Source organism: Testudinibacter sp. P17/SS/0325 (genome assembly GCF_053570765.1).
The window spans coordinates 1483365-1502955 of sequence record NZ_CM131635.1; the positions used below are offsets into that span (position 1 = coordinate 1483365).

General features: G+C 49.5%; 15 protein-coding genes. 9 read left to right on the forward strand and 6 right to left on the reverse strand.

The genetic code is table 11. From position 1 onward, the window contains the following. Positions 1-17 precede the first annotated feature (17 nt). The 4 genes from nusA (at position 18) to truB (ending at position 5746) form a co-directional block, all read left to right on the forward strand. Positions 18-1505, forward strand: a complete 1488-nt coding sequence (gene nusA / locus ACWA50_RS07075; RefSeq protein WP_431051094.1) for a transcription termination factor NusA — start codon at positions 18-20, stop codon at positions 1503-1505. A gap of 13 nt (positions 1506-1518) precedes the next feature. Next, positions 1519-4170 (forward strand): translation initiation factor IF-2, encoded by a 2652-nt coding sequence (gene infB / locus ACWA50_RS07080; RefSeq protein ID WP_449343087.1) that lies wholly within the window; start codon positions 1519-1521, stop codon positions 4168-4170. A gap of 243 nt (positions 4171-4413) precedes the next feature. Beyond that, positions 4414-4827: a 30S ribosome-binding factor RbfA gene (rbfA, locus tag ACWA50_RS07085; protein WP_431051098.1), complete on the forward strand. Its 414-nt coding sequence runs from the start codon at positions 4414-4416 to the stop codon at positions 4825-4827. A 4-nt stretch (positions 4828-4831) separates the two neighbouring features. After that, positions 4832-5746: a tRNA pseudouridine(55) synthase TruB gene (gene truB / locus ACWA50_RS07090; RefSeq protein WP_431051100.1), complete on the forward strand. Its 915-nt coding sequence runs from the start codon at positions 4832-4834 to the stop codon at positions 5744-5746. Positions 5747-5893: 147 nt separating this feature from the next. Here the strand turns inward: truB and yedE are convergent, their stop codons facing one another. Next, complete coding sequence (gene yedE, locus ACWA50_RS07095) at positions 5894-6955, reverse strand: YedE family putative selenium transporter (protein WP_431051102.1); 1062 nt, start codon at positions 6953-6955, stop codon at positions 5894-5896. A gap of 336 nt (positions 6956-7291) precedes the next feature. On the opposite strand from yedE, the gene acnB reads away from it, so the two are divergent. Next, complete coding sequence (gene acnB, locus ACWA50_RS07100; protein ID WP_431054315.1) at positions 7292-9898, forward strand: bifunctional aconitate hydratase 2/2-methylisocitrate dehydratase; 2607 nt, start codon at positions 7292-7294, stop codon at positions 9896-9898. A gap of 107 nt (positions 9899-10005) precedes the next feature. Then, a complete protein-coding gene (locus ACWA50_RS07105) occupies positions 10006-11097 on the forward strand; it encodes a metallophosphoesterase (RefSeq protein ID WP_431051104.1) in 1092 nt (363 codons plus the stop codon). A 195-nt stretch (positions 11098-11292) separates the two neighbouring features. Here the strand turns inward: ACWA50_RS07105 and gyrA are convergent, their stop codons facing one another. Next, positions 11293-13944, reverse strand: coding sequence for a DNA topoisomerase (ATP-hydrolyzing) subunit A (gene gyrA / locus ACWA50_RS07110; RefSeq protein ID WP_431051106.1), 2652 nt, complete (start codon positions 13942-13944; stop codon positions 11293-11295). A gap of 230 nt (positions 13945-14174) precedes the next feature. Between gyrA and ubiG the strand changes: the two genes are divergently transcribed. Next, positions 14175-14900 carry a bifunctional 2-polyprenyl-6-hydroxyphenol methylase/3-demethylubiquinol 3-O-methyltransferase UbiG gene (ubiG, locus tag ACWA50_RS07115; protein ID WP_431051108.1) on the forward strand — a complete coding sequence of 242 codons (726 nt, stop codon included), beginning with the start codon at positions 14175-14177 and terminating at the stop codon, positions 14898-14900. A gap of 67 nt (positions 14901-14967) precedes the next feature. On the opposite strand, the gene fur is transcribed toward ubiG, so the two are convergent. The 4 genes from fur to ACWA50_RS07135 form a co-directional block, all read right to left on the reverse strand. Beyond that, entirely contained in the window at positions 14968-15417 is a 450-nt protein-coding gene (fur, locus tag ACWA50_RS07120; RefSeq protein ID WP_431051110.1) for a ferric iron uptake transcriptional regulator, read from the reverse strand. 153 nt (positions 15418-15570) lie between these two features. Next, a complete protein-coding gene (gene fldA / locus ACWA50_RS07125; RefSeq protein WP_431051112.1) occupies positions 15571-16095 on the reverse strand; it encodes a flavodoxin FldA in 525 nt (174 codons plus the stop codon). 10 nt (positions 16096-16105) lie between these two features. Beyond that, a complete protein-coding gene (gene ybfE, locus ACWA50_RS07130) occupies positions 16106-16390 on the reverse strand; it encodes a LexA regulated protein (RefSeq protein WP_431051114.1) in 285 nt (94 codons plus the stop codon). Positions 16391-16492: 102 nt separating this feature from the next. Further along, the gene (locus tag ACWA50_RS07135; RefSeq protein WP_431051116.1) at positions 16493-17299 is read right to left on the reverse strand and encodes an alpha/beta fold hydrolase; all 807 of its coding nucleotides are present in this window, start codon (positions 17297-17299) and stop codon (positions 16493-16495) included. A 155-nt stretch (positions 17300-17454) separates the two neighbouring features. On the opposite strand from ACWA50_RS07135, the gene seqA reads away from it, so the two are divergent. Beyond that, positions 17455-18069 carry a replication initiation negative regulator SeqA gene (gene seqA, locus ACWA50_RS07140; protein ID WP_431051118.1) on the forward strand — a complete coding sequence of 205 codons (615 nt, stop codon included), beginning with the start codon at positions 17455-17457 and terminating at the stop codon, positions 18067-18069. Next, complete coding sequence (menE, locus tag ACWA50_RS07145; protein ID WP_431051120.1) at positions 18070-19587, forward strand: o-succinylbenzoate--CoA ligase; 1518 nt, start codon at positions 18070-18072, stop codon at positions 19585-19587. It begins immediately after the preceding gene. The last annotated feature ends 4 nt before the right edge of the window (positions 19588-19591 follow it).

A 19591-nucleotide genomic window follows, 5' to 3' on the forward strand; every position in this document is an offset into this window, starting at 1 on the left:
TTTATTTAGAGGCAAAAATGAGTAAAGAAATTTTAATGGCGGCGGAAGCCGTTTCAAACGAAAGATTGTTACCACGCGAGAAAATTTTTGAAGCGTTGGAAAATGCGTTGGCGATTTCGACCAAGAAAAAGCGTGAAATGGATATTGATGTCCGCGTATCCATTGACCGCAAAACCGGCGATTTCGAAACCTTCCGCCGTTGGTTAGTGGTGGAAGAAGTGACCGCGCCGACCAAAGAGATTACACTGGAGGCGGCGCGCTACGAAGATCCGGAAATTCAATTAGGCGATTATGTTGAAGACGAAATCGAGTCGATTGCCTTCGACCGTATCACCATGCAAACCGCACGCCAAGTGATTAGCAGCAAAATCCGTGAAGCGGAACGCAACAAAGTATTGGAGCAATTCCGCAGCCAAGAAGGTGAAATCGTGACCGGCGTGGTGAAAAAAGTCAGCCGTGATGTGATCCAGCTTGATTTGGGCAACCAAGCGGAAGCGGTGATCATGAAAGAAGATATGTTGCCGCGTGAAAATTTCCGCCCGGGCGACCGAGTGCGTGGCGTGCTGTATCAAATCAAGCCGGAATCGAAAGGGGCGCAATTGTTTGTAACCCGGGCCAAACCGGAAATGATTATCGAGCTGTTCCGTATCGAAGTGCCGGAAATCGGCGAAGAGCTGATCGAAATCAAAGGCGCGGCGCGTGATCCGGGGTCGCGTGCCAAAATTGCGGTGAAAAGCAATGACCGCCGCATTGATCCGGTCGGCGCATGTGTCGGTATGCGCGGTGCGCGCGTGCAGGCGATCACCAACGAATTAGGCGGTGAGCGTGTCGATATTGTGTTGTGGGACGATAATCCGGCGCAGTTTGTGATTAATGCCATGGCACCTGCCGATGTCAGTTCAATCGTGGTGGACGAAGATAAACATGCGATGGACATCGCAGTGGAAGCGGCGAATTTAGCGCAAGCAATCGGACGCAACGGTCAAAACGTGCGTTTGGCAACCCAATTGACCGGCTGGACGCTGAATGTGATGACCACCGATGAATTAGCGGAAAAACACCAAGCGGAAACCGGTAAGTCGTTGAATCTGTTTGTACAACATTTGGATATCGATGAAGATTTCGCCGGGTTGTTGGTGGATGAAGGCTTCAGCAGTTTAGAGCAAATCGCGTATGTGCCGAGCGAAGATCTGTTAGAAATCGACGGCATGGATGAAGATTTAGTCGAAGAGTTGCGCAACCGTGCCAAAAACGCGCTGACAACCATCGCTTTGACCGAGCAGGAAAAATTGACCCAGTCCAATATTCAGCCCGAGCTGTTGGAATTGGACGGCATGGATCGTCATTTAGCCTTTAAATTAGCGGAAAAAGGTATTACCGACCTGGAAGAATTGGCAGAGCAAAGTGTTGATGACCTGTCGGATATTGAAGAATTAAGCGCGGAGAAAGCGGCAGATTTAATTATGGCGGCGCGCAATATCTGCTGGTTCAACAATGCGGAATAATTAGGGGAAAAATATGAGTAAAACAGTTAAACAACTTGCTAACGAGATTAGCACCCCGCTTGAACAGTTATTAAAACAACTTGCCGATGCCGGTATTAATAAAAAAGAAAGCGATCCGATTACGCTGGAAGAAGAAGGTCAGTTACTGAAATCGCTGAGCGGTGAAAGCGTAAAACCGAAAAAATTAACCTTACAGCGCAAAGAACGCAGCACCTTGAAAATTGCCGGCACTGGCGGCAAAAGCAAAGAAGTGCAAGTGGAAGTGCGCAAAAAACGCGTGATCAGCCCGACTTCAACCGAAGATCTCGCCAAGAAAAAAGCGGAAGAACAAGCGCGTTTAGAAGCGGAAGCACAAGCCAAGCGTGCGGCGGAAGAAAAAGCCAAAGCGGAAGCCGAAGCGAAGGCAAAACGTGAAGTGGAAGAAAAAGCTAAGCGCGAAGCCCGGCAAAAAGCGTCGTCAAGTGCGGTTAAAGCCGAAACGGAAAGTAAAAAAGCCGATCCGGAAAAAGAGAAGTTAAAAGCCGAAGAAGCGGAATTGCGTCGTAAAGCGGAAGAATTAGCGGCACAAAAAGCGGAGGAAAAAGCCCGTCAAGCAGCAGAAGAGGCACGCCGCTTAGCCGAAATGAGCGCAAGCAAAGAAGAGCCGGCAAAAGCGGATGATTCTGTGGTGGTGGATGCACATTTGACTTCACGTTATGCGCAAGAAGCAGAGGACGAAGAAACCCGTCGCACCGAAGGGCGTGGCCGTAATAATAAGAAAATCAATAAAGCCAAAAAAGGCGGACGTGATGACGACACCAATAAAACCGAGCGTGAAGCCAACCGTCGTAACCAGAAAAATATCCGCGGCGGTAAAAACCAGAAACGCGGCAGCTCGTTACAGCAAGAATTCACCAAACCGGCACAACCGGTGAACCGTGAAGTGGTGATCGGCGAAACCATTACGGTCGGCGAATTGGCGGCGAAAATGGCGGTGAAAGCGACCGAAGTGATCAAAACCATGATGGGTATGGGCGCAATGGCAACCATTAACCAAGTGATCGATCAAGAAACCGCACAATTGGTTGCGGAAGAAATGGGACACAAAGTGGTGTTGCGCCGTGAGAACGAATTGGAAGAATCCCTGTTGAGCGATCGCGATAATAATGCGGTTGAAGTGACGCGCGCGCCGGTGGTGACCACTATGGGACACGTTGACCACGGAAAAACCTCGTTATTGGATTACATTCGTAAAAGTAAGGTGGCTTCCGGCGAGGCGGGCGGCATTACCCAGCATATCGGTGCTTACCACGTTGAAACCGATAATGGCATGATTACGTTCTTGGATACCCCGGGACACGCCGCCTTTACTTCCATGCGCGCGCGCGGGGCGAAAGCGACGGACATCGTGGTATTGGTGGTGGCTGCCGATGACGGTGTAATGCCGCAAACCATCGAAGCGATCCAACACGCCAAAGCGGCACAAGTGCCGTTGGTGGTGGCGGTGAATAAAATCGATAAACCGGAAGCCGATCCGGATCGTGTGAAAAATGAATTGTCGCAATACGATGTGATTTCAGAAGAGTGGGGCGGTGATACCCAGTTTATTCACGTTTCCGCCAAACAAGGTTTGGGAATTGATGAGCTGTTGGAAGCGATTTTGATTCAATCCGAAGTCTTGGAGTTGACCGCGGTTACCGACGCAATGGCGAGCGGGGTGGTGATCGAGTCTTATTTGGATAAAGGACGCGGTCCGGTAGCGACGGTCTTAATCCAATCCGGTACGTTGCGTCGCGGTGATATTGTATTGTGCGGCTTGGAATATGGCCGTGTGCGTGCAATGCGTGATGAAAACGGTAAAGAAATCGAGCAAGCCGGCCCTTCAATTCCGGTGGAAATTTTAGGACTTTCCGGTGTACCGGCTGCCGGTGATGAGGCGACGGTGGTGCGTGATGAGAAGAAAGCGCGTGAAGTGGCATTACATCGTCAAGGTAAATTCCGCGAAGTCAAACTGGCGCGTCAGCAAAAAGCCAAACTGGAAAATATGTTCACCAACATGACCGAAGGCGATGTTGCGGAAGTGAATATCGTGGTCAAAGCCGATGTTCAAGGCTCGGTGGAAGCGATTTGCCAATCGTTGGTCGAGTTGTCAACCGACGAAGTGAAAGTGAAAATCGTTGGTTCCGGCGTGGGCGGTATCTCTGAGACCGACGCGACCTTGGCCGCGGCGTCAAATGCGATTTTGGTCGGCTTTAACGTGCGTGCCGACGCCTCGGCGCGCCGTGTGATTGAAGCGGAAAATATCGATTTGCGTTACTACTCGGTGATCTATGACCTGATCAACGAAGTGAAAGCGGCAATGAGCGGTATGCTGGCGCCGGAATTCAAGCAACAAATTATCGGCTTGGCGGAAGTGCGTGATGTGTTCCGTTCACCGAAACTGGGCGCAATCGCCGGTTGTATGGTGACCGAGGGTGTGGTGAAACGTAACAACCCGATCCGTGTGTTGCGCGATAACGTGGTGATTTACGAGGGCGAATTGGAATCCCTGCGCCGCTTTAAAGACGATGTCAACGAAGTGCGTAACGGCATGGAGTGCGGTATCGGCGTGAAAAACTACAATGACGTGCGGGTCGGCGACCAAATCGAGGTGTTTGAAACCATCGAGATTAAACGCAGTATTTAATCGCAAGGTTAGATTGCCGTGCACGTTTTTCAGCGTACACGGTTAAACACAGATGAGGGGCTTTGCCCCTGCCGAATCGGTTTGTCAGCAATGTAAGGGCGGATTAGATATCCGCCCGTTTACCAAGTGCGGTATAAACACTTAATCTACAATGGAAAAATGCGATGTGCAGCTTGGGCGGATATCTAATCCGCCCCTACTTTATTCGAAAACACCGCACTTTCGCTATGATGGAAAAATAAAATGGCAAGAGAATTCAGCCGCTCGCAAAGAGTGGCGCAAGAGATAAAAAAAGAGATCGCGTTGATTTTGCAACGCGAAGTCAAAGATCCGCGTATCGGCATGGTAACCGTGTCCGACGTAGAACTGTCGCGCGATTTGGTGTACGCCAAGGTATTCGTGACCTTCCTGTTTGACCAAGACGAGCAAGCGGTGCAACAAGGTATGGACGGTTTGCATAAGGCTTCGGGCTATATCCGTTCGTTATTGGGTAAAGCCATGCGCTTGCGTATCGTGCCGGAACTGCGTTTTGAGTATGATAATTCGCTGGTCGAAGGCATGCGGATGTCGAATCTGGTCAGCAAAGTGTTGAGCGAAGACAAAGCAAAACACAAAAATGACAAAGACGACAAGAACGAAGAAGACGGGCAGGACTAACAGCGTGTCAAAACCAAGAAAACGCGGGCGCGATATTGACGGCGTGGTGTTGTTGGACAAACCGCAAGGCTTCAGCTCCAACGACTTATTGCAAAAAGTAAAACGCCTGTATCAAGCCAATAAAGCCGGGCATACGGGGGCGCTGGATCCGTTGGCGACCGGGATGTTGCCGATCTGTTTAGGCGAAGCCACCAAGTTTTCGCAGTTTTTGCTGGATGCCGATAAACGCTATCGGGTTACGGCAAAATTGGGCGAGCGCACCGACACCTCCGATGCCGAGGGGCAGGTTGTCGAGGTGCGTGAGGTCAAGTGCGGTTTGGATGCGATTTTAGCTGCGCTACCGCACTTTCGCGGTGAATTGCAACAAGTACCGACCATGTTTTCCGCGTTGAAACATCAGGGCAAACCGTTGTATGAATATGCACGCGCCGGGATTACGGTGGCGCGCGAAGCACGTCCGATTACCATTTTTGCGTTGGAATTGATCGACTACCAAGCGCCGTTTTTAACCTTGGATGTACATTGTTCAAAAGGAACTTATATCCGCACCTTGGTTGATGATTTAGGCGAATATCTCGGTTGCGGCGCACATGTCACTGCGCTGCGCCGAAGTGTGGTCGCCGATTATCCGACTGAGGCGATGATGACCCTCGAACAGCTGCAACAGCTTGCCGAACAGCAGGATCTTGCTTTATTGGATCGGCATTTACTGCCAAGCGACACCGCCGTCGGCAAACTGCCGAAATTGGAACTGAATGCAGAACAAAGCGCGGCGATTGGTTTCGGGCAGCGCGTACGTTTTGATAATCCGCAAGGCTTGAGCGGGCAAGTGCGGTTATATAGTGCAAACCAACAATTTTTAGGCGTTGCCGAAATTCGCGATGATGTTATTCATCCGAAACGGTTGGTTAACCTATAACGTATAAAAAGCGTATTGATTAAATACGCTTCAGGCGGATGACAAAGTCTCTTTCTTTAATCATTTCCCTCCCTCCGCACGCGGAGGGAGAGAAGTCAGTTTGTCAGCAATCTCACGCGTATTGATTGAATCAATACGCTTCATGGGTTAAACCGCACTTTTACTGGTTAAACCGATATACACGCAGAATGCAAAACCGATGGCGATTGCATAAGGCGCCAGTTGCGTGATCCCCGCCGGGCTGCTTGCCAAGCTAAAGTTATGCGCAACCGCCGCGCCGACTAACATGCCGAGCAGAAAAACCGCCGAATCGTTATCGCCTTCGCCCAAATGTGCCAGCTGTTTGCCCGGGCAGCCGCCGCCGAGGGCGAAGCACAATCCCGATAGCGCCATTCCTAAGAAATTCCACAGATAGTCATTATGCGCAATCGGTTGATCAGCGAAGCCGAGTTTGAATTGCCCTAATAATACATTAGTTAACAGTGTGAAAAACACCAATGCGATAATCCCGTTTAACAGATAACTGTCACGGAATAGCACAAAATTGCGCACCGAACCGATAGAGCAAAAACGCGAACGCTGCATGACGATACCGACCAACACCCCGGCACCGAGCGAGAGCCATACGTCGGCGTGTTGTGCCGCCGGACCTTTTTCTGAGAAGAAGATCGGCAGGTTTTCGCCGACGCTGAATTTTGTCAGCAAGAAGAATAATAACAGCAAGGCGAAAATGGTCGGCAGCAGCCCGGCGGCTTTACTAATCGGATTGGCTTTGCCCAAGGAGAAACCGCGTTTAACGAAAATCAATGAAAACAGAATCCCGGCGATTAAACCTAAAATTCCGGCGATCGCGGTTAAATCGCCACCGCCAAGCCGCAGATAAGCGCGCCAAGGGCAACCGAGAAACACCAACGCGCCGAACATGGCAAAAATGCCAAGGGAAAAGCGGATTAAAGGGGAAGAACCGCCTTGCGGTTTGAATTCTTTCGCCAGCACCGCACTTGCCAAGGCGCCAAAGACTAAACCGATCAGTTCGGGACGAATATATTGAACCACCGCCGCACGATGAAAACCGAGTGCGCCGGCAGTGTCGCGGAGGAAGCAAGCCGCACAGAACCCCATATTGCCGGGATTACCGAAATGGACGAGAATGGGAGCAATGATACCAAGTGCAGCACCTGCAACCACAGGCCAAGTGAATAATTTCATGATTGAACCTTTGTGATATCAGAAGTTTAACGGATTGTATGTGAGCAAAAACAGACTGCTCGGTGGAGCCGGTTTCATTCTACAAAATAGAAACCTTAGATAAAATCAGGAAACTTCGGATTTGTGAGCTAAATCAGGATAAACCGGCGTTTCCGGTTAAAAATCCTTGATCTAGCCCAAAGAATTCACATAAAGTAGTGGTATCCGTTGGCAGAGGGTGTAAGATGTAACAATTTCATAACAATAGATTTAACGAATGTCTGTTATTAGCCTAAATACAAACCAAGCACGATTTACTCTACTTATTACTCACAATCATGATGACGAGGTGTAATGATGTCCGATTTCTTAACTACTTATCGAGCCCATGTCGCAGAACGGGCGCAACAAGGGGTTGTTGCCAAGCCGTTAGACGCGGAACAAACCGCACAGTTGGTGGAATTACTCAAAAAACCGCTGCCCGGTGAAGACGATTTTCTGCTGGAATTATTCGAAAATCGGGTGCCTGCCGGGGTGGATGAAGCGGCGTATGTCAAAGCCTCGTTTTTGTCGGCATTGGTGAGCGGCGATGTCAGTTCGCCGTTGATTTCGGCGGAAAGAGCGGTCGAGCTGCTCGGCACAATGCAGGGCGGCTATAATATCGAGCCGTTGTTGAAAGCATTGGATAATGAAAAATTGGCGCCGATTGCCGCAACCGCACTTTCATTCACTTTGTTGATGTTTGATAATTTTCATGATGTAGTGGAAAAAGCCAAAGGCGGTAATGCCTATGCCCAACAAGTGTTGCAATCATGGGCGGAGGCGGAGTGGTATCTGTCGCGCCCGAAACTCGCCGAAAAAATCACCGTTACGGTGTTTAAAGTCAGCGGCGAAACCAACACCGATGACCTCTCGCCGGCGCAAGACGCTTGGTCGCGTCCGGATATTCCGTTGCACGCGCTGTCGATGTTGAAAAATGAACGGGAAGGCATTCGGCCGGATCAAGCCGGTACAATCGGACCGATTAAGCAAATTAACGAATTGAAACAAAAAGGCTTTCCACTGGCGTATGTCGGCGATGTGGTCGGCACCGGTTCTTCACGCAAATCCGCCACCAACTCGGTGTTGTGGTTTATGGGCGACGACATTCCGTTTGTGCCGAACAAACGCGCCGGGGGCGTGGTGTTGGGCGGCAAAATCGCACCGATTTTCTTTAATACCTTGGAAGACGCCGGCGCGTTGCCGATTGAGGTTGATGTGAACAATCTGAATATGGGCGATGTGATCGATATTTATCCTTATCAAGGCAAAATTTGCCGTCACGACAACGGCGAATTAATCGCGGAATTCCGCTTAAAAACCAATGTGTTACTGGACGAAGTGCGCGCAGGCGGGCGGATTCCGCTGATTATCGGACGCGGTTTGACCCATAAGGCGCGTTGCGAATTGGGCTTACCGGAAAACGAGGTGTTTGCCAAACCGAAAGCCACCGAGCAGAGCAGCAAGGGCTTCACTTTGGCACAAAAAATGGTTGGGCGCGCCTGTGGCGTGGACGGCATTCGCCCGGGACAATATTGCGAACCGCGCATGACTTCGGTAGGCTCGCAAGATACCACCGGTCCGATGACCCGTGACGAGTTGAAAGATCTGGCGTGTTTAGGCTTTTCGACCGACTTGGTCATGCAATCGTTCTGTCACACCGCAGCCTATCCGAAGCCGGTCGATGTTACCACCCACCACACCTTGCCCGATTTTATTATGAACCGCGGCGGCGTGTCGTTGCGCCCGGGCGACGGTATTATCCACTCATGGCTGAACCGGATGTTGTTGCCGGATACCGTCGGCACCGGCGGCGATTCGCATACCCGCTTTCCAATCGGCATTTCCTTTCCGGCGGGTTCGGGTTTGGTCGCCTTTGCCGCCGCAACCGGCGTAATGCCGCTGGATATGCCGGAATCGGTGTTGGTGCGTTTCAGCGGCACAATGCAGCCGGGCATTACCCTGCGCGATTTGGTGCATGCGATTCCGTATTATGCCATTCAACAGGGGCTGCTGACGGTGGAGAAAAAAGGCAAGAAAAACATTTTCTCCGGGCGGATTTTGGAAATCGAAGGCTTGGAACAGCTGAAAATCGAACAGGCGTTTGAGCTGTCCGATGCGTCGGCGGAGCGTTCGGCGGCGGCGTGTACGATTAAGCTGGATAAAGAACCGATTATCGAATACCTCAACTCGAATATCACCTTGTTAAAATGGATGATTGCCGAAGGCTATGGTGATGTGCGTACGCTGGAACGTCGGATTAAAGGCATGCAAGCGTGGTTGGCCGAACCGCACTTGCTGCAAGCCGATGACGATGCGGAATATGCGGCGGTGATCGAGATTAACTTGGATGAGATCAAAGAGCCGATTTTGTGCGCGCCGAACGATCCGGACGACGCACGCAAACTGTCGGAAGTCGCAGGCGATAAAATCGACGAGGTGTTTATCGGTTCGTGTATGACCAATATCGGGCATTTCCGCGCGGCGGGCAAACTGTTGGATAAATTCAAAGAGGTGATTCCGACCCGTTTATGGGTTGCACCGCCAACCAAAATGGACGCGGCATTGTTGACCGAAGAGGGTTATTACAGCATTTTCGGCAAGAGCGGGGCGCGTATGGAAATGCCGGGCTGCTCGTTATGTATGGGCAATCAGGCGCGGGTGGCAAGCGGCGCGACGGTGGTGTCGACCTCAACCCGCAACTTCCCGAACCGTTTGGGACAAGGTGCGAATGTGTATCTTGCCTCGGCGGAATTGTCTGCAGTCGCTGCATTATTGGGGCGTTTGCCGACAGTGGAAGAATATTTAGCGTATGCCGCCGATCTGCAAAGCGACAAAGCGGATACTTACCGTTATATGAATTTTGACCAGATTAACAGCTACGTGAAAAAAGCCGATGAGGTGATTTTTCAAACCGCAGTGTAAAAGTGCGGTGTAAAATTCATCGTTAAGTCATATTTAGTCGTTATAATGCAATCCTCCGATTTGGGTCGGAGGATTTTTCTTTTTTGAAGCATTTTGGAGAGCAAATAATGCCAGCACGCTATTTAATTATCTTCGCGGTTGTGATTTTCACCGCACAACTGTTTATTTATGTTACCAACCGCGGCTTGCGTTGGTATCTCAAACCCTATATCGGGCAAAAGTGCGGTTTGATGTTGAGCATGCTGTTGTGGCTTGCGCCCAATATTTTAATGGTGATCACCGCCACGCGCGTTTTGCCGCAATTTAGAATCACCGCTTTTGTACTGTTTCTGCTGGCTTATGCCTTTATGCTCACACTTGGGTTATGGCTGATTCGTGGGTTGGTAAAACGTGTTATCGATCAAACCCGACTTGACCGCACTTTGCGTCTGAGCGCACCGTTGCTGTATCTGGCGATTATGGGTTTGGGCTTATACAATGCCTACACGCCGTATGTACGGCATTATGCGATTCAGAGTGACAAATTACAGGGCAGCTTGCGTATCGGCTTGGTGAGTGATTTACATTTGGGGCAGTTGTTCGGCGCGAAACAGTTAGACAAACTCGCCGAGATTATGCAGCAGCAACAAGTCGATATTATCTTAATGCCGGGCGATATTATGGACGATAATCTCGATTATTATTTAGCTGAGAATATGCAACCGCACTTGCAAAAATTGCAAGCGCCACAGGGAGTTTATGCTACGCTCGGCAACCATGATTTTTTCGGTGCGCAGCGGCAAATTCGGCAGGCATTACAAGCCGCCGGCGTGAATGTCTTAGCGGATGAAGCGGTCTTGATTGATGATCGTTTTGTGATCGTCGGACGCAACGATCATCTGGATAAAACTCGCTTGCCGCTTGATCAATTGTTGGCTTATTTACCTGAAGATAACAAATTGCGTATTTTACTTGATCACCGCCCGGACGATATTCGCGCCAACAGCGAGTTATCACTGGATCTGCAAGTCTCAGGGCACGCCCACAAAGGACAGGTTTTTCCGGCAAATTTGATTACCCGCATGATTTATCCGCTGGATCACGGCTACCTGAATTTAAATGACCGTCATTTTGTGGTCACTTCCGGTTATGGTTTTTGGGGCATTCCGTTCCGTATCGGCTCACAATCGGAAGTCGTGGTGGTTGATATAAATCGTTAGACATAAAAAAGTGCGATCATATTGACTGCACTTTTAGATTATTGACAAACTTACTTCTCTCCCTCCGCGTGCGGAGGGAGTACCATTTTTCGCAAGAAAAATGGGGAGGGAAATGATTAGAGAAAGAGACTTTGTCGTCAGCACTGAAGTGCAGTCAATTGTTATTGACCGCACTTTGTCTTTTTGAAATCAGCCTTATTCTTCAATTTGTGCTTCGGCTAATTCAGAATTTTCTTCGTCTTCATCCAAATCACAAATCGTTTCCAAGCTCACCACATGTTCATCTTCGGCGGTGCGGATCAGGCGCACGCCTTGGGTGTTGCGTCCGACGGTGCTGACCTCGCTGACGCGGGTGCGCACAAGCGTGCCGGCATCGGTGATCAGCATGATTTGATCGTTGTCTTCCACCTGCACCGCTGCTACCACTTTGCCGTTGCGCTCGCTGACTTTAATCGAGATCACGCCTTTGGTGTTACGCGATTTCGCCGGATATTCATCCAGTTTAGTACGTTTACCGTAACCGTTTTGGGTGGCGGTTAGAATTGCGCCGTCGTTTTTCGGCACAACCAACGACACCACTTTGTCGATATTCAGGTCAAGTGCGGTTTCCAAATCGTCATTGGCGCTGTCATCGTTATCCGTTTCATCATCGCTTAGGTCGTTAGTTAAGGCTAGCTTGATTCCACGCACACCGGTTGCCGTCCGTCCCATGGCACGCACCGCTTCTTCGCTGAAACGCACCACGCGCCCTTGTGAGGAGAACAACATGATTTCGTTGTCGCCTTCGGTGATATCCACCCCGATCAATTCATCGTTATCACGCAGGTTAATCGCAATCAAACCGTTGGCACGCGGGCGGCTGAACTCGGTCAGGGCTGTTTTCTTGACCGTACCGCTGGCGGTTGCCATAAAGATAAATTTGTTTTCCGCATATTCCGCGACCGGCAGAATGGCGGTGATCCGCTCATCAGGTTGCAACGGCAGAATATTGACAATCGGGCGACCACGCGCCCCGCGGCTGGCTTGCGGCAATTGGAACACACGCAGCCAATACAGGCGGCCACGGCTGGAAAAACAGAGAATGGTATCGTGGGTGTTGGCGACCAACAAGCGCTCGATAAAATCTTCTTCTTTCATTTTGGTAGCGGATTTGCCTTTGCCGCCGCGACGTTGGGCTTCGTAATCGGACAGCGGTTGATATTTAACATAGCCTTCGTGGGAAAGCGTGACCACCACATCTTCCGGCGCAATCAAATCTTCCAAATTAATATCAGCCGAACTGGCGGTGATTTCGGTACGGCGCGGATCGTTAAACTGGGTTTTGATCTCGTTTAATTCTTCGCGGATCACTTCCATCAAACGCTCAGGATTGTTCAGGATAAACAGCAATTCGCCGATAATATCCAACAAGCCTTTATATTCGTCGAGCAGTTTTTCATGTTCCAAGCCGGTCAGTTTTTGCAGGCGTAAATCCAAAATCGCTTGTGCTTGCACTTCGGTCAGGTAATACAAATTATCGCGAATGCCGTATTCGACCGCCAAATCTTCTGGACGCGCGGCATCGACACCGGCGGCTTCCAACATTTGCGCCACGTTGCCTAATTGCCACGCTTGCGACAATAAGCCCTCTTTTGCCACAGCCGGCGTTGGCGCACGGCGGATTAATTCGATAATCGGATCGATATTGGCGAGCGCAATCGCCAAGCCTTCTAAAATATGCGCACGTTCGCGCGCTTTGCGCAATTCGAACACGGTGCGGCGTGTCACCACTTCGCGGCGGTGCAGCACAAAGGCTTCGATTAATTGTTTTAAATTTAATAGTTTAGGCTGACCGTGATCCAACGCCACGGTGTTAATTCCGAAAGTAACCTGTAGCTGGGTTAAAGAATAGAGGTTATTCAGCACCACTTCGCCGACCGCATCACGTTTGATTTCAATTACGATCCGCATGCCGTCTTTGTCGGATTCGTCGCGCAATGCGCTGATACCTTCGACTTTTTTCTCTTTCACCAAATCGGCGATTTTTTCGATTAGGCGTGCCTTGTTCACCTGATACGGAATTTCATGCACGATAATGGTTTCTTTGCCTTTGCCGTCGGTTTCCACTTCGGCACGGGCGCGCACATAAATTTTACCGCGTCCGGTTTTGTAGGCGTCTTCAATCCCTTTGCGTCCGTTGATAATCGCCGCCGTCGGGAAGTCAGGTCCGGGAATGTAGGTCATCAACTCGTCAATGGTGATGTCGCTGTTGTCGATATAGGCCAAACAGCCGTCGATTACTTCGCCCAAATTGTGCGGCGGAATATTGGTCGCCATTCCGACCGCAATTCCGCTTGAACCATTGACCAACAACGCCGGAATGCGTGTCGGCAGCACTTCGGGAATTTGCTCCGAGCCGTCGTAATTCGGCACGAAATCGACGGTTTCTTTTTCCAAATCAGCTAATAACGAATGAGCGATTTTGGTCATGCGCACTTCGGTATAACGCATTGCCGCCGCAGAGTCGCCGTCAATCGAACCGAAGTTCCCTTGTCCGTCCACTAACATATAACGCAACGAGAACGGTTGTGCCATGCGCACGATGGTGTCGTAAACCGCACTATCGCCGTGCGGGTGGTATTTACCGATCACGTCGCCGACTACACGGGCGGATTTGCGATAAGGCTTATTGTAGTCGTAACCGCCGACATTCATGGCGAATAACACGCGACGATGTACCGGCTTTAAGCCGTCACGTACATCGGGCAAGGCACGCCCGACAATCACTGACATGGCATAATCGAGGTAGGAGGATTTTAATTCTTCTTCAATGTTGATAGGCGTGATGTCACTTGCTAATTCGCTCATTCAAAGTTTTCCTAATTGACTGAATGTAAAGCTCAAAAGCGATTCAAATAATTCTAAAACAACAGCTGAAATCGCAGATGAAAAGTGGGCGAATTATAGCATAAAACCGCCTTTTTCCCTAATTTTTATAGTGAATTTTCTGCAAGAATTCTGCATAATAAAAAATCGTTTGCACACGCCTGAGCAGGGGTAAAGTGCGGTTATCAGCAGAATAAAAAATAGGCAATTTTATGCAACATGCAAGCCAGCAAAATGTCGATCAACACGAAATCGAAAAGTTCGCCAAAATGGCACACAGTTGGTGGGATCCTGAGGGCGATTTCAAACCGATCCATCGTTTGAATCCGCTGCGTTTGGATTATATTTTGCGCCAAGCCAACGGCTTATTCGGCAAGCGTGTGCTTGATGTCGGCTGTGGCGGCGGGATTTTGTCGGAAAGTATGGCACGGCAGGGCGCACAGGTCACCGGAATAGATATGTCGCCGCAACCGTTGCAAATCGCACGCGAACATGCGGCGCAAAGCGGCTTGCAGCTTGATTACCGCCAAACCACGATTGAGGATTTTTTAGCAGAGATACAGCAAACGCAAGCGGAAAAATTTGATGTGATCACCTGCATGGAAATGTTGGAACACGTGCCGGATCCAAGTGCGGTGGTGGCAAGTTGTCAAGCTTTGCTGAAAGACGATGGCGTGCTGTTTTTCTCGACGATAAACCGCACGTTGAAAGCCTGGACGTTAGTGGTGGTCGGGGCGGAATATGTGTTGAAAATGCTGCCGAAAGGCACGCACGATTACGACAAGTTTATCAAACCGGCAGAGCTGATGGCGTGGTGCGACGAGGCGGATTTAAGTTGTTTTGACAGCGTGGGTTATCACTATAATCCGTTAAGCGGACGTTTTTGCTTGAATAATGACGTGAGTGCGAATTATATGGTGGCGGTTCGGAAGAAATAGATACTAAACAAGCGAATAAAAAACCGCACTTTTAAGTGCGGTTTGACGAGTTTATTTGGCTTCTGACTTACTTTTTATTCGGCTCGTCACAATTTTTGATATTGTTGCATTTGCCGTACAAATATAAGCTGTGGTTTTCCAGTTGGATACCGAACTCTTTGCTGATCTCTTTTTGGCGTTTTTCGATCACGTCGTCGCTGAATTCAATCACTTTGCCGCAATCCATACAGATAATGTGATCGTGGTGATCGACCGGCGCGAGCTCAAATACCGATTTATTGCCTTCGAAGTTGTGACGGGTCAGAATATTGGCTTCATCAAACTGGTTTAACACGCGGTAAACCGTTGCCAAGCCGATTTCTTCGCCTTGCTCCAACAGCATTTTATAGATGTCTTCGGCAGAGAAATGTTGGTATTCGGTGTTGTGGTTGCTTTGCATCAACGCCAAAATTTTTAAGCGCGGTTCGGTAATTTTTAAACCGGCTTTTTTTAATAGTTTCATGTTCTCTTCAGACATAATAACCTCGTGTTGACTAACGGTTGGATATTGAATTTAACAAAATTATAACATAAATAATTCTATTTGATTCAACTTTATTCCTTATATTCTATGTGGAATACTTCTCAATTGCAAATAGTGGTCTAAAATATTACCGATAGGTTTTAACGATTAAACCAGTTCGGCCAGATACATTTCAGCATAAATTTGTTTGACCCAATCGCTGACGCGTTGCTCGGTCAGTTCCGGCTGGCGGTCTTCGTCGATACACAAGCCGACAAATTTATCGCCGTCCACCAGCGCTTGCGAAGCTTCAAAGTTATAGCCGTCGGTCGGCCAATGCCCGACAATGGTGGCGCCGTGCGGTTCGATAATGTCGCGCACCGTGCCCATTGCGTCGCAGAAATATTCGGCATAGTCTTCTTGGTCGCCGCAACCGAAAATGCCGACGATTTTATCGCTGAAGTCGATCTCTTCCAGCGTCGGGAAAAAGTCGTCCCAGTCCGCTTGCGCTTCGCCGTAGTACCAAGTCGGAATACCGATTAAAATAAAATCATAGGCTTCAATGTCTTCTTTGCTACTTTTGGCAATATCACGAATATCGACGATGTTATCACCCAATTTCTTTTGGATCATTTTTGCGATATTTTCGGTGTTGCCGGTGTCGCTGCCATAAAATAAACCCACAAGTGCCATGTTTTGTATCCTATTTTTGTTGTTTTAATGCGAAATATTCGTTCAAAATATTCTCAATTAATTGCGCGCGATTGATTGCCTGCTGTTGCGCCAGTTGCTGTAAGCGTTCAATCAGATCGGTATGCAATTTCAATTCAACCCGCTTTAAACCGGAGGCTTTGTCGCGCCGCAGTTGATTGCGTTTATTGATACGGGCTTGTTGTTCTCTACTCAGCGGATTGGTTTTAGGTCTGCCGACTTTGGGTAGATTATGGAATAAATCCAATGTTATGCAATCTGCTTCTTGTTTTGCCATAAGCCTGTCGTCATCAACTGATCAAAAGAGTAACTTAATTGAGAATGATAAGCCACTTACTATAGCATAATTTTTTTTAAAGATAAATCGTCCGCCTCGGTATCAATCCAGTGCCAAAAAGCGATTAATCGCACTGATGACGGCACTTGGGTGTTCTGCGTGAATCCAGTGCGAACCTTGGGCGATTAAAAACGAAGTCGCGCGCGGTAATTGTGCCAAGATGGTTGCGCGGTGTTCGGCAAGAATATAATTGGATTTGCCGCCTTTGATAAATAAGGTCGCAACATCGCACTGAATCGGCTGCCAATCCATTAAATGCGGATAGTTTTGATAAAGTGCGGTCAGGTTGAACAAAAACGACTGCTCGTCTTTTGCCGAGAAAGATTTCAAGATGAATTGTTGTACGCCTTCGTTTTGGATGTAACGGTTGAGGAGCGGTTTGGCCTGCTGTCGGCTGGCGGGGCGCGCCTCTTTCACTGCAAATAAGGCGGCGAAGACATTATCATGGTGATGTTCGCCGTAGGCAACCGGCGCGATATCCAGCACCACCAGCTTTTCCACCCGCTGCGGAATCTGTGCCGCCACGCGCATTGCCGTTTTGCCGCCCATCGAATGCCCGATCAAAATCACGTTTTGCAACTGTAAATGATCTAACAGGCGGATCACGTCGTCCGCCATTAATTCATAATTCATTTCTTCGCTGTGAAAACTGTGTCCGTGGTTGCGCAAATCAATCCGCAAGGTGGGAAATTGCCCGCTGTAGGCGCGGGCGATCACGCCTAAATTATTCATATCTCCGAACAGCCCGTGCAGAAAAACGAAGGTGGGCAACGTGCGCTTATCCGCGGGTGCTGACGGTTGTTCGAATCGGTAGTTTAACTGTTGTTTCGGTAATGGATTTTCATTCATTGGCTATTGCGATGTCTCGGTTTAATGTTGATGATTAATGTTGCCGAAATGGGTATAATGTGCCAAATTAGCAGGCGAATCAAGCTGTCCGTTAAATTCGGAGAGTGAAAACAGGGTTTGCAGCGCGACGGACAAAGTAAAAGAAGGAGAGCACGATGAAAATTATTGAAGTTGATGAAGAACTTTATCAGTATATTGCCGCCAATACGCAATCAATTGGAGAAAGCGCGTCTGATATTTTACGTCGCCTTTTGAATTTTTCGTCGTCGAATACACATCCGCAGTCAAAAGAAGAACCGTTGCCGGCGGTAGAAACAGGAATATCTACAGATAAAGCGCAAGCGCCTGCGAAAACGGCGAATGGGCACGAAACGACACCTCCGCCGCCGAAGAAACAATCTGACGAAGCGATTCAACGGGTGGTGGCGCGCCTGACCAATGTGTTGCAGTCCGATGATTTCCAGCAGGAAAGCAAGGGGGTGGTGCGCTTTTTAATGATTCTGACCGCACTTTATCGTGCCAATCCGGAAAGTTTCGCCCAAGCCGCCGAATCGCTGCAAGGCCGCACCCGAATTTACTTTGCCCGTGACGAAGCCACTTTATTGCAGGCGGGCAACCACACCAAACCGCGGCAAATTCCGGAAAGTCCGTATTGGGTGATCACCAACACCAACAGTCAACGCAAAATGCTAATGTTGGAGGGGGCGATGAATTCAATGCATTTGCCGCCGGAATTGGTGGATGAAGTGAGAAGTTATTTTGCAGTCTAGATGATGGAACAAATTGTCACTGCGTTGGCTCGTTTAACCGTAAATGAAGCGTGCGCGATTGAATATTCGCCGACTAGCCTGCCGCTAAAAGCAAGCCGGAGTGGAGTTTGTGAAAACTTGGATTCCGACTTGCTTTTGTCGTCTCTCGCAACGGCAACGGGCGCAACGCAAACCGCACTTGAGTTAAGCTGGCGGCAGGTTTTTTGTGCGGTGGATCAGTTGGCGGATCAACTGGCGGCGCAAGGGATACGGCCCGGTGACGGGATCGGGCTGATTGGTAAAAACAGCTTGCCGCAATTGTTATTGTATCTGGCAGGGTTGTCGCTTGGCGCGCGGGTGATGGCGGTGAATCCGCAATTTCCGGCGGAAAAAATCGAACGGCTTTTCCAACAAAATCATATTGGTTATTACTTTTCCCCGTGCACTGCCGCTTTTTCTTGCCGGCGTATCGTACTGAATGCGCTGGGATTTGAAGCGGATTATCGGCGTCAAACCGCACTTTTATGGCAGCGGGGTTACAGCATGACCCTGACTTCCGGCTCCGGCGGAGAGCCGAAAGCAGTGGTACACGATATTCGGGCGCATTGGCAAAATGCGTTGGGCGTGAATGAATTTTTAGCATTTACACATGACAACGCATGGCTGCTGTCGCTGCCGTTATATCATGTTTCGGGGCAGGGCATTGTGTGGCGTTGGCTGGGTGCGGCAGCGTGTTTACACTTTGGCGCCGCGGATTTTTACCAAGCTATCGGCAAAGTCAGCCATGTCTCGTTAGTGCCGACCCAATTGCAACGCTATTTGGATTATTTATCCGACCGCAATCTGCCGCCGCAAACGGTTCGAACCGAAGCGATTTTATTGGGCGGAGCGCATATTGATCCTGAACTGTGCCGTCGGGCATACGCCGCCGGGCTAAAAACCTTCAGCGGCTACGGCATGACAGAAATGGCGTCGACCGTTTTTGTGCGCAGAAATGATCCGCAACAGGCTGAAGTGCGGTTATTGCGGGGGCGCGAGCTGTGTATTCGTGACGGCGAAATTTGGTTGCGCGGCGCCGGGCTGGCGGCGGGGTATTGGCAACAGGGAAAAATTATGCCGTTGTTGAACGCTGAAGGCTGGTATCAGACTAAGGATAGAGGACATTGGCAAAACGGCGAATTACAGGTGCTGGGGCGGATTGACAATTTGTTTATTTCCGGCGGTGAAAATATTCAGCCGGAAGAGATTGAAAGTGTGTTGCAACAGTTTCCGTTGATTGAACAAGTGGTGGTGCTGCCGCTTGCCGATATGGAATTCGGCGCGCGTCCGGTTGCGATGCTCCGTTTTAACCAACCGTTTTCAACCGTATTAGTGGCGCAAGTGCGGTCTTGGTTACAAACGAGAATCGAACGGTTTAAGCAGCCGATAGCCTATTATCCGTTGCCGCGGAACGATGATCCGAATCAAATCAAAATTTCACGTAAGCGGTTATTACAGGATTTACAACAACAGTTGCAATCTACGCAACCGTCAGAATGAGCAG

What these genes read in the sequence shown, in the direction of transcription:
- nusA (WP_431051094.1), top strand. Translation starts at nt 18, where the DNA reads ATGAGTAAAGAAATTTTAATGGCGGCGGAAGCCGTTTCAAACGAAAGA.
- infB (WP_449343087.1), top strand. Translation starts at nt 1,519, where the DNA reads ATGAGTAAAACAGTTAAACAACTTGCTAACGAGATTAGCACCCCGCTT.
- rbfA (WP_431051098.1), top strand. Translation starts at nt 4,414, where the DNA reads ATGGCAAGAGAATTCAGCCGCTCGCAAAGAGTGGCGCAAGAGATAAAA.
- yedE (WP_431051102.1), bottom strand. Translation starts at nt 6,955, where the DNA reads ATGAAATTATTCACTTGGCCTGTGGTTGCAGGTGCTGCACTTGGTATC.
- acnB (WP_431054315.1), top strand. Translation starts at nt 7,292, where the DNA reads ATGTCCGATTTCTTAACTACTTATCGAGCCCATGTCGCAGAACGGGCG.
- ACWA50_RS07105 (WP_431051104.1), top strand. Translation starts at nt 10,006, where the DNA reads ATGCCAGCACGCTATTTAATTATCTTCGCGGTTGTGATTTTCACCGCA.
- gyrA (WP_431051106.1), bottom strand. Translation starts at nt 13,944, where the DNA reads ATGAGCGAATTAGCAAGTGACATCACGCCTATCAACATTGAAGAAGAA.
- ubiG (WP_431051108.1), top strand. Translation starts at nt 14,175, where the DNA reads ATGCAACATGCAAGCCAGCAAAATGTCGATCAACACGAAATCGAAAAG.
- fur (WP_431051110.1), bottom strand. Translation starts at nt 15,417, where the DNA reads ATGTCTGAAGAGAACATGAAACTATTAAAAAAAGCCGGTTTAAAAATT.
- fldA (WP_431051112.1), bottom strand. Translation starts at nt 16,095, where the DNA reads ATGGCACTTGTGGGTTTATTTTATGGCAGCGACACCGGCAACACCGAA.
- ybfE (WP_431051114.1), bottom strand. Translation starts at nt 16,390, where the DNA reads ATGGCAAAACAAGAAGCAGATTGCATAACATTGGATTTATTCCATAAT.
- ACWA50_RS07135 (WP_431051116.1), bottom strand. Translation starts at nt 17,299, where the DNA reads ATGAATGAAAATCCATTACCGAAACAACAGTTAAACTACCGATTCGAA.
- seqA (WP_431051118.1), top strand. Translation starts at nt 17,455, where the DNA reads ATGAAAATTATTGAAGTTGATGAAGAACTTTATCAGTATATTGCCGCC.
- menE (WP_431051120.1), top strand. Translation starts at nt 18,070, where the DNA reads ATGATGGAACAAATTGTCACTGCGTTGGCTCGTTTAACCGTAAATGAA.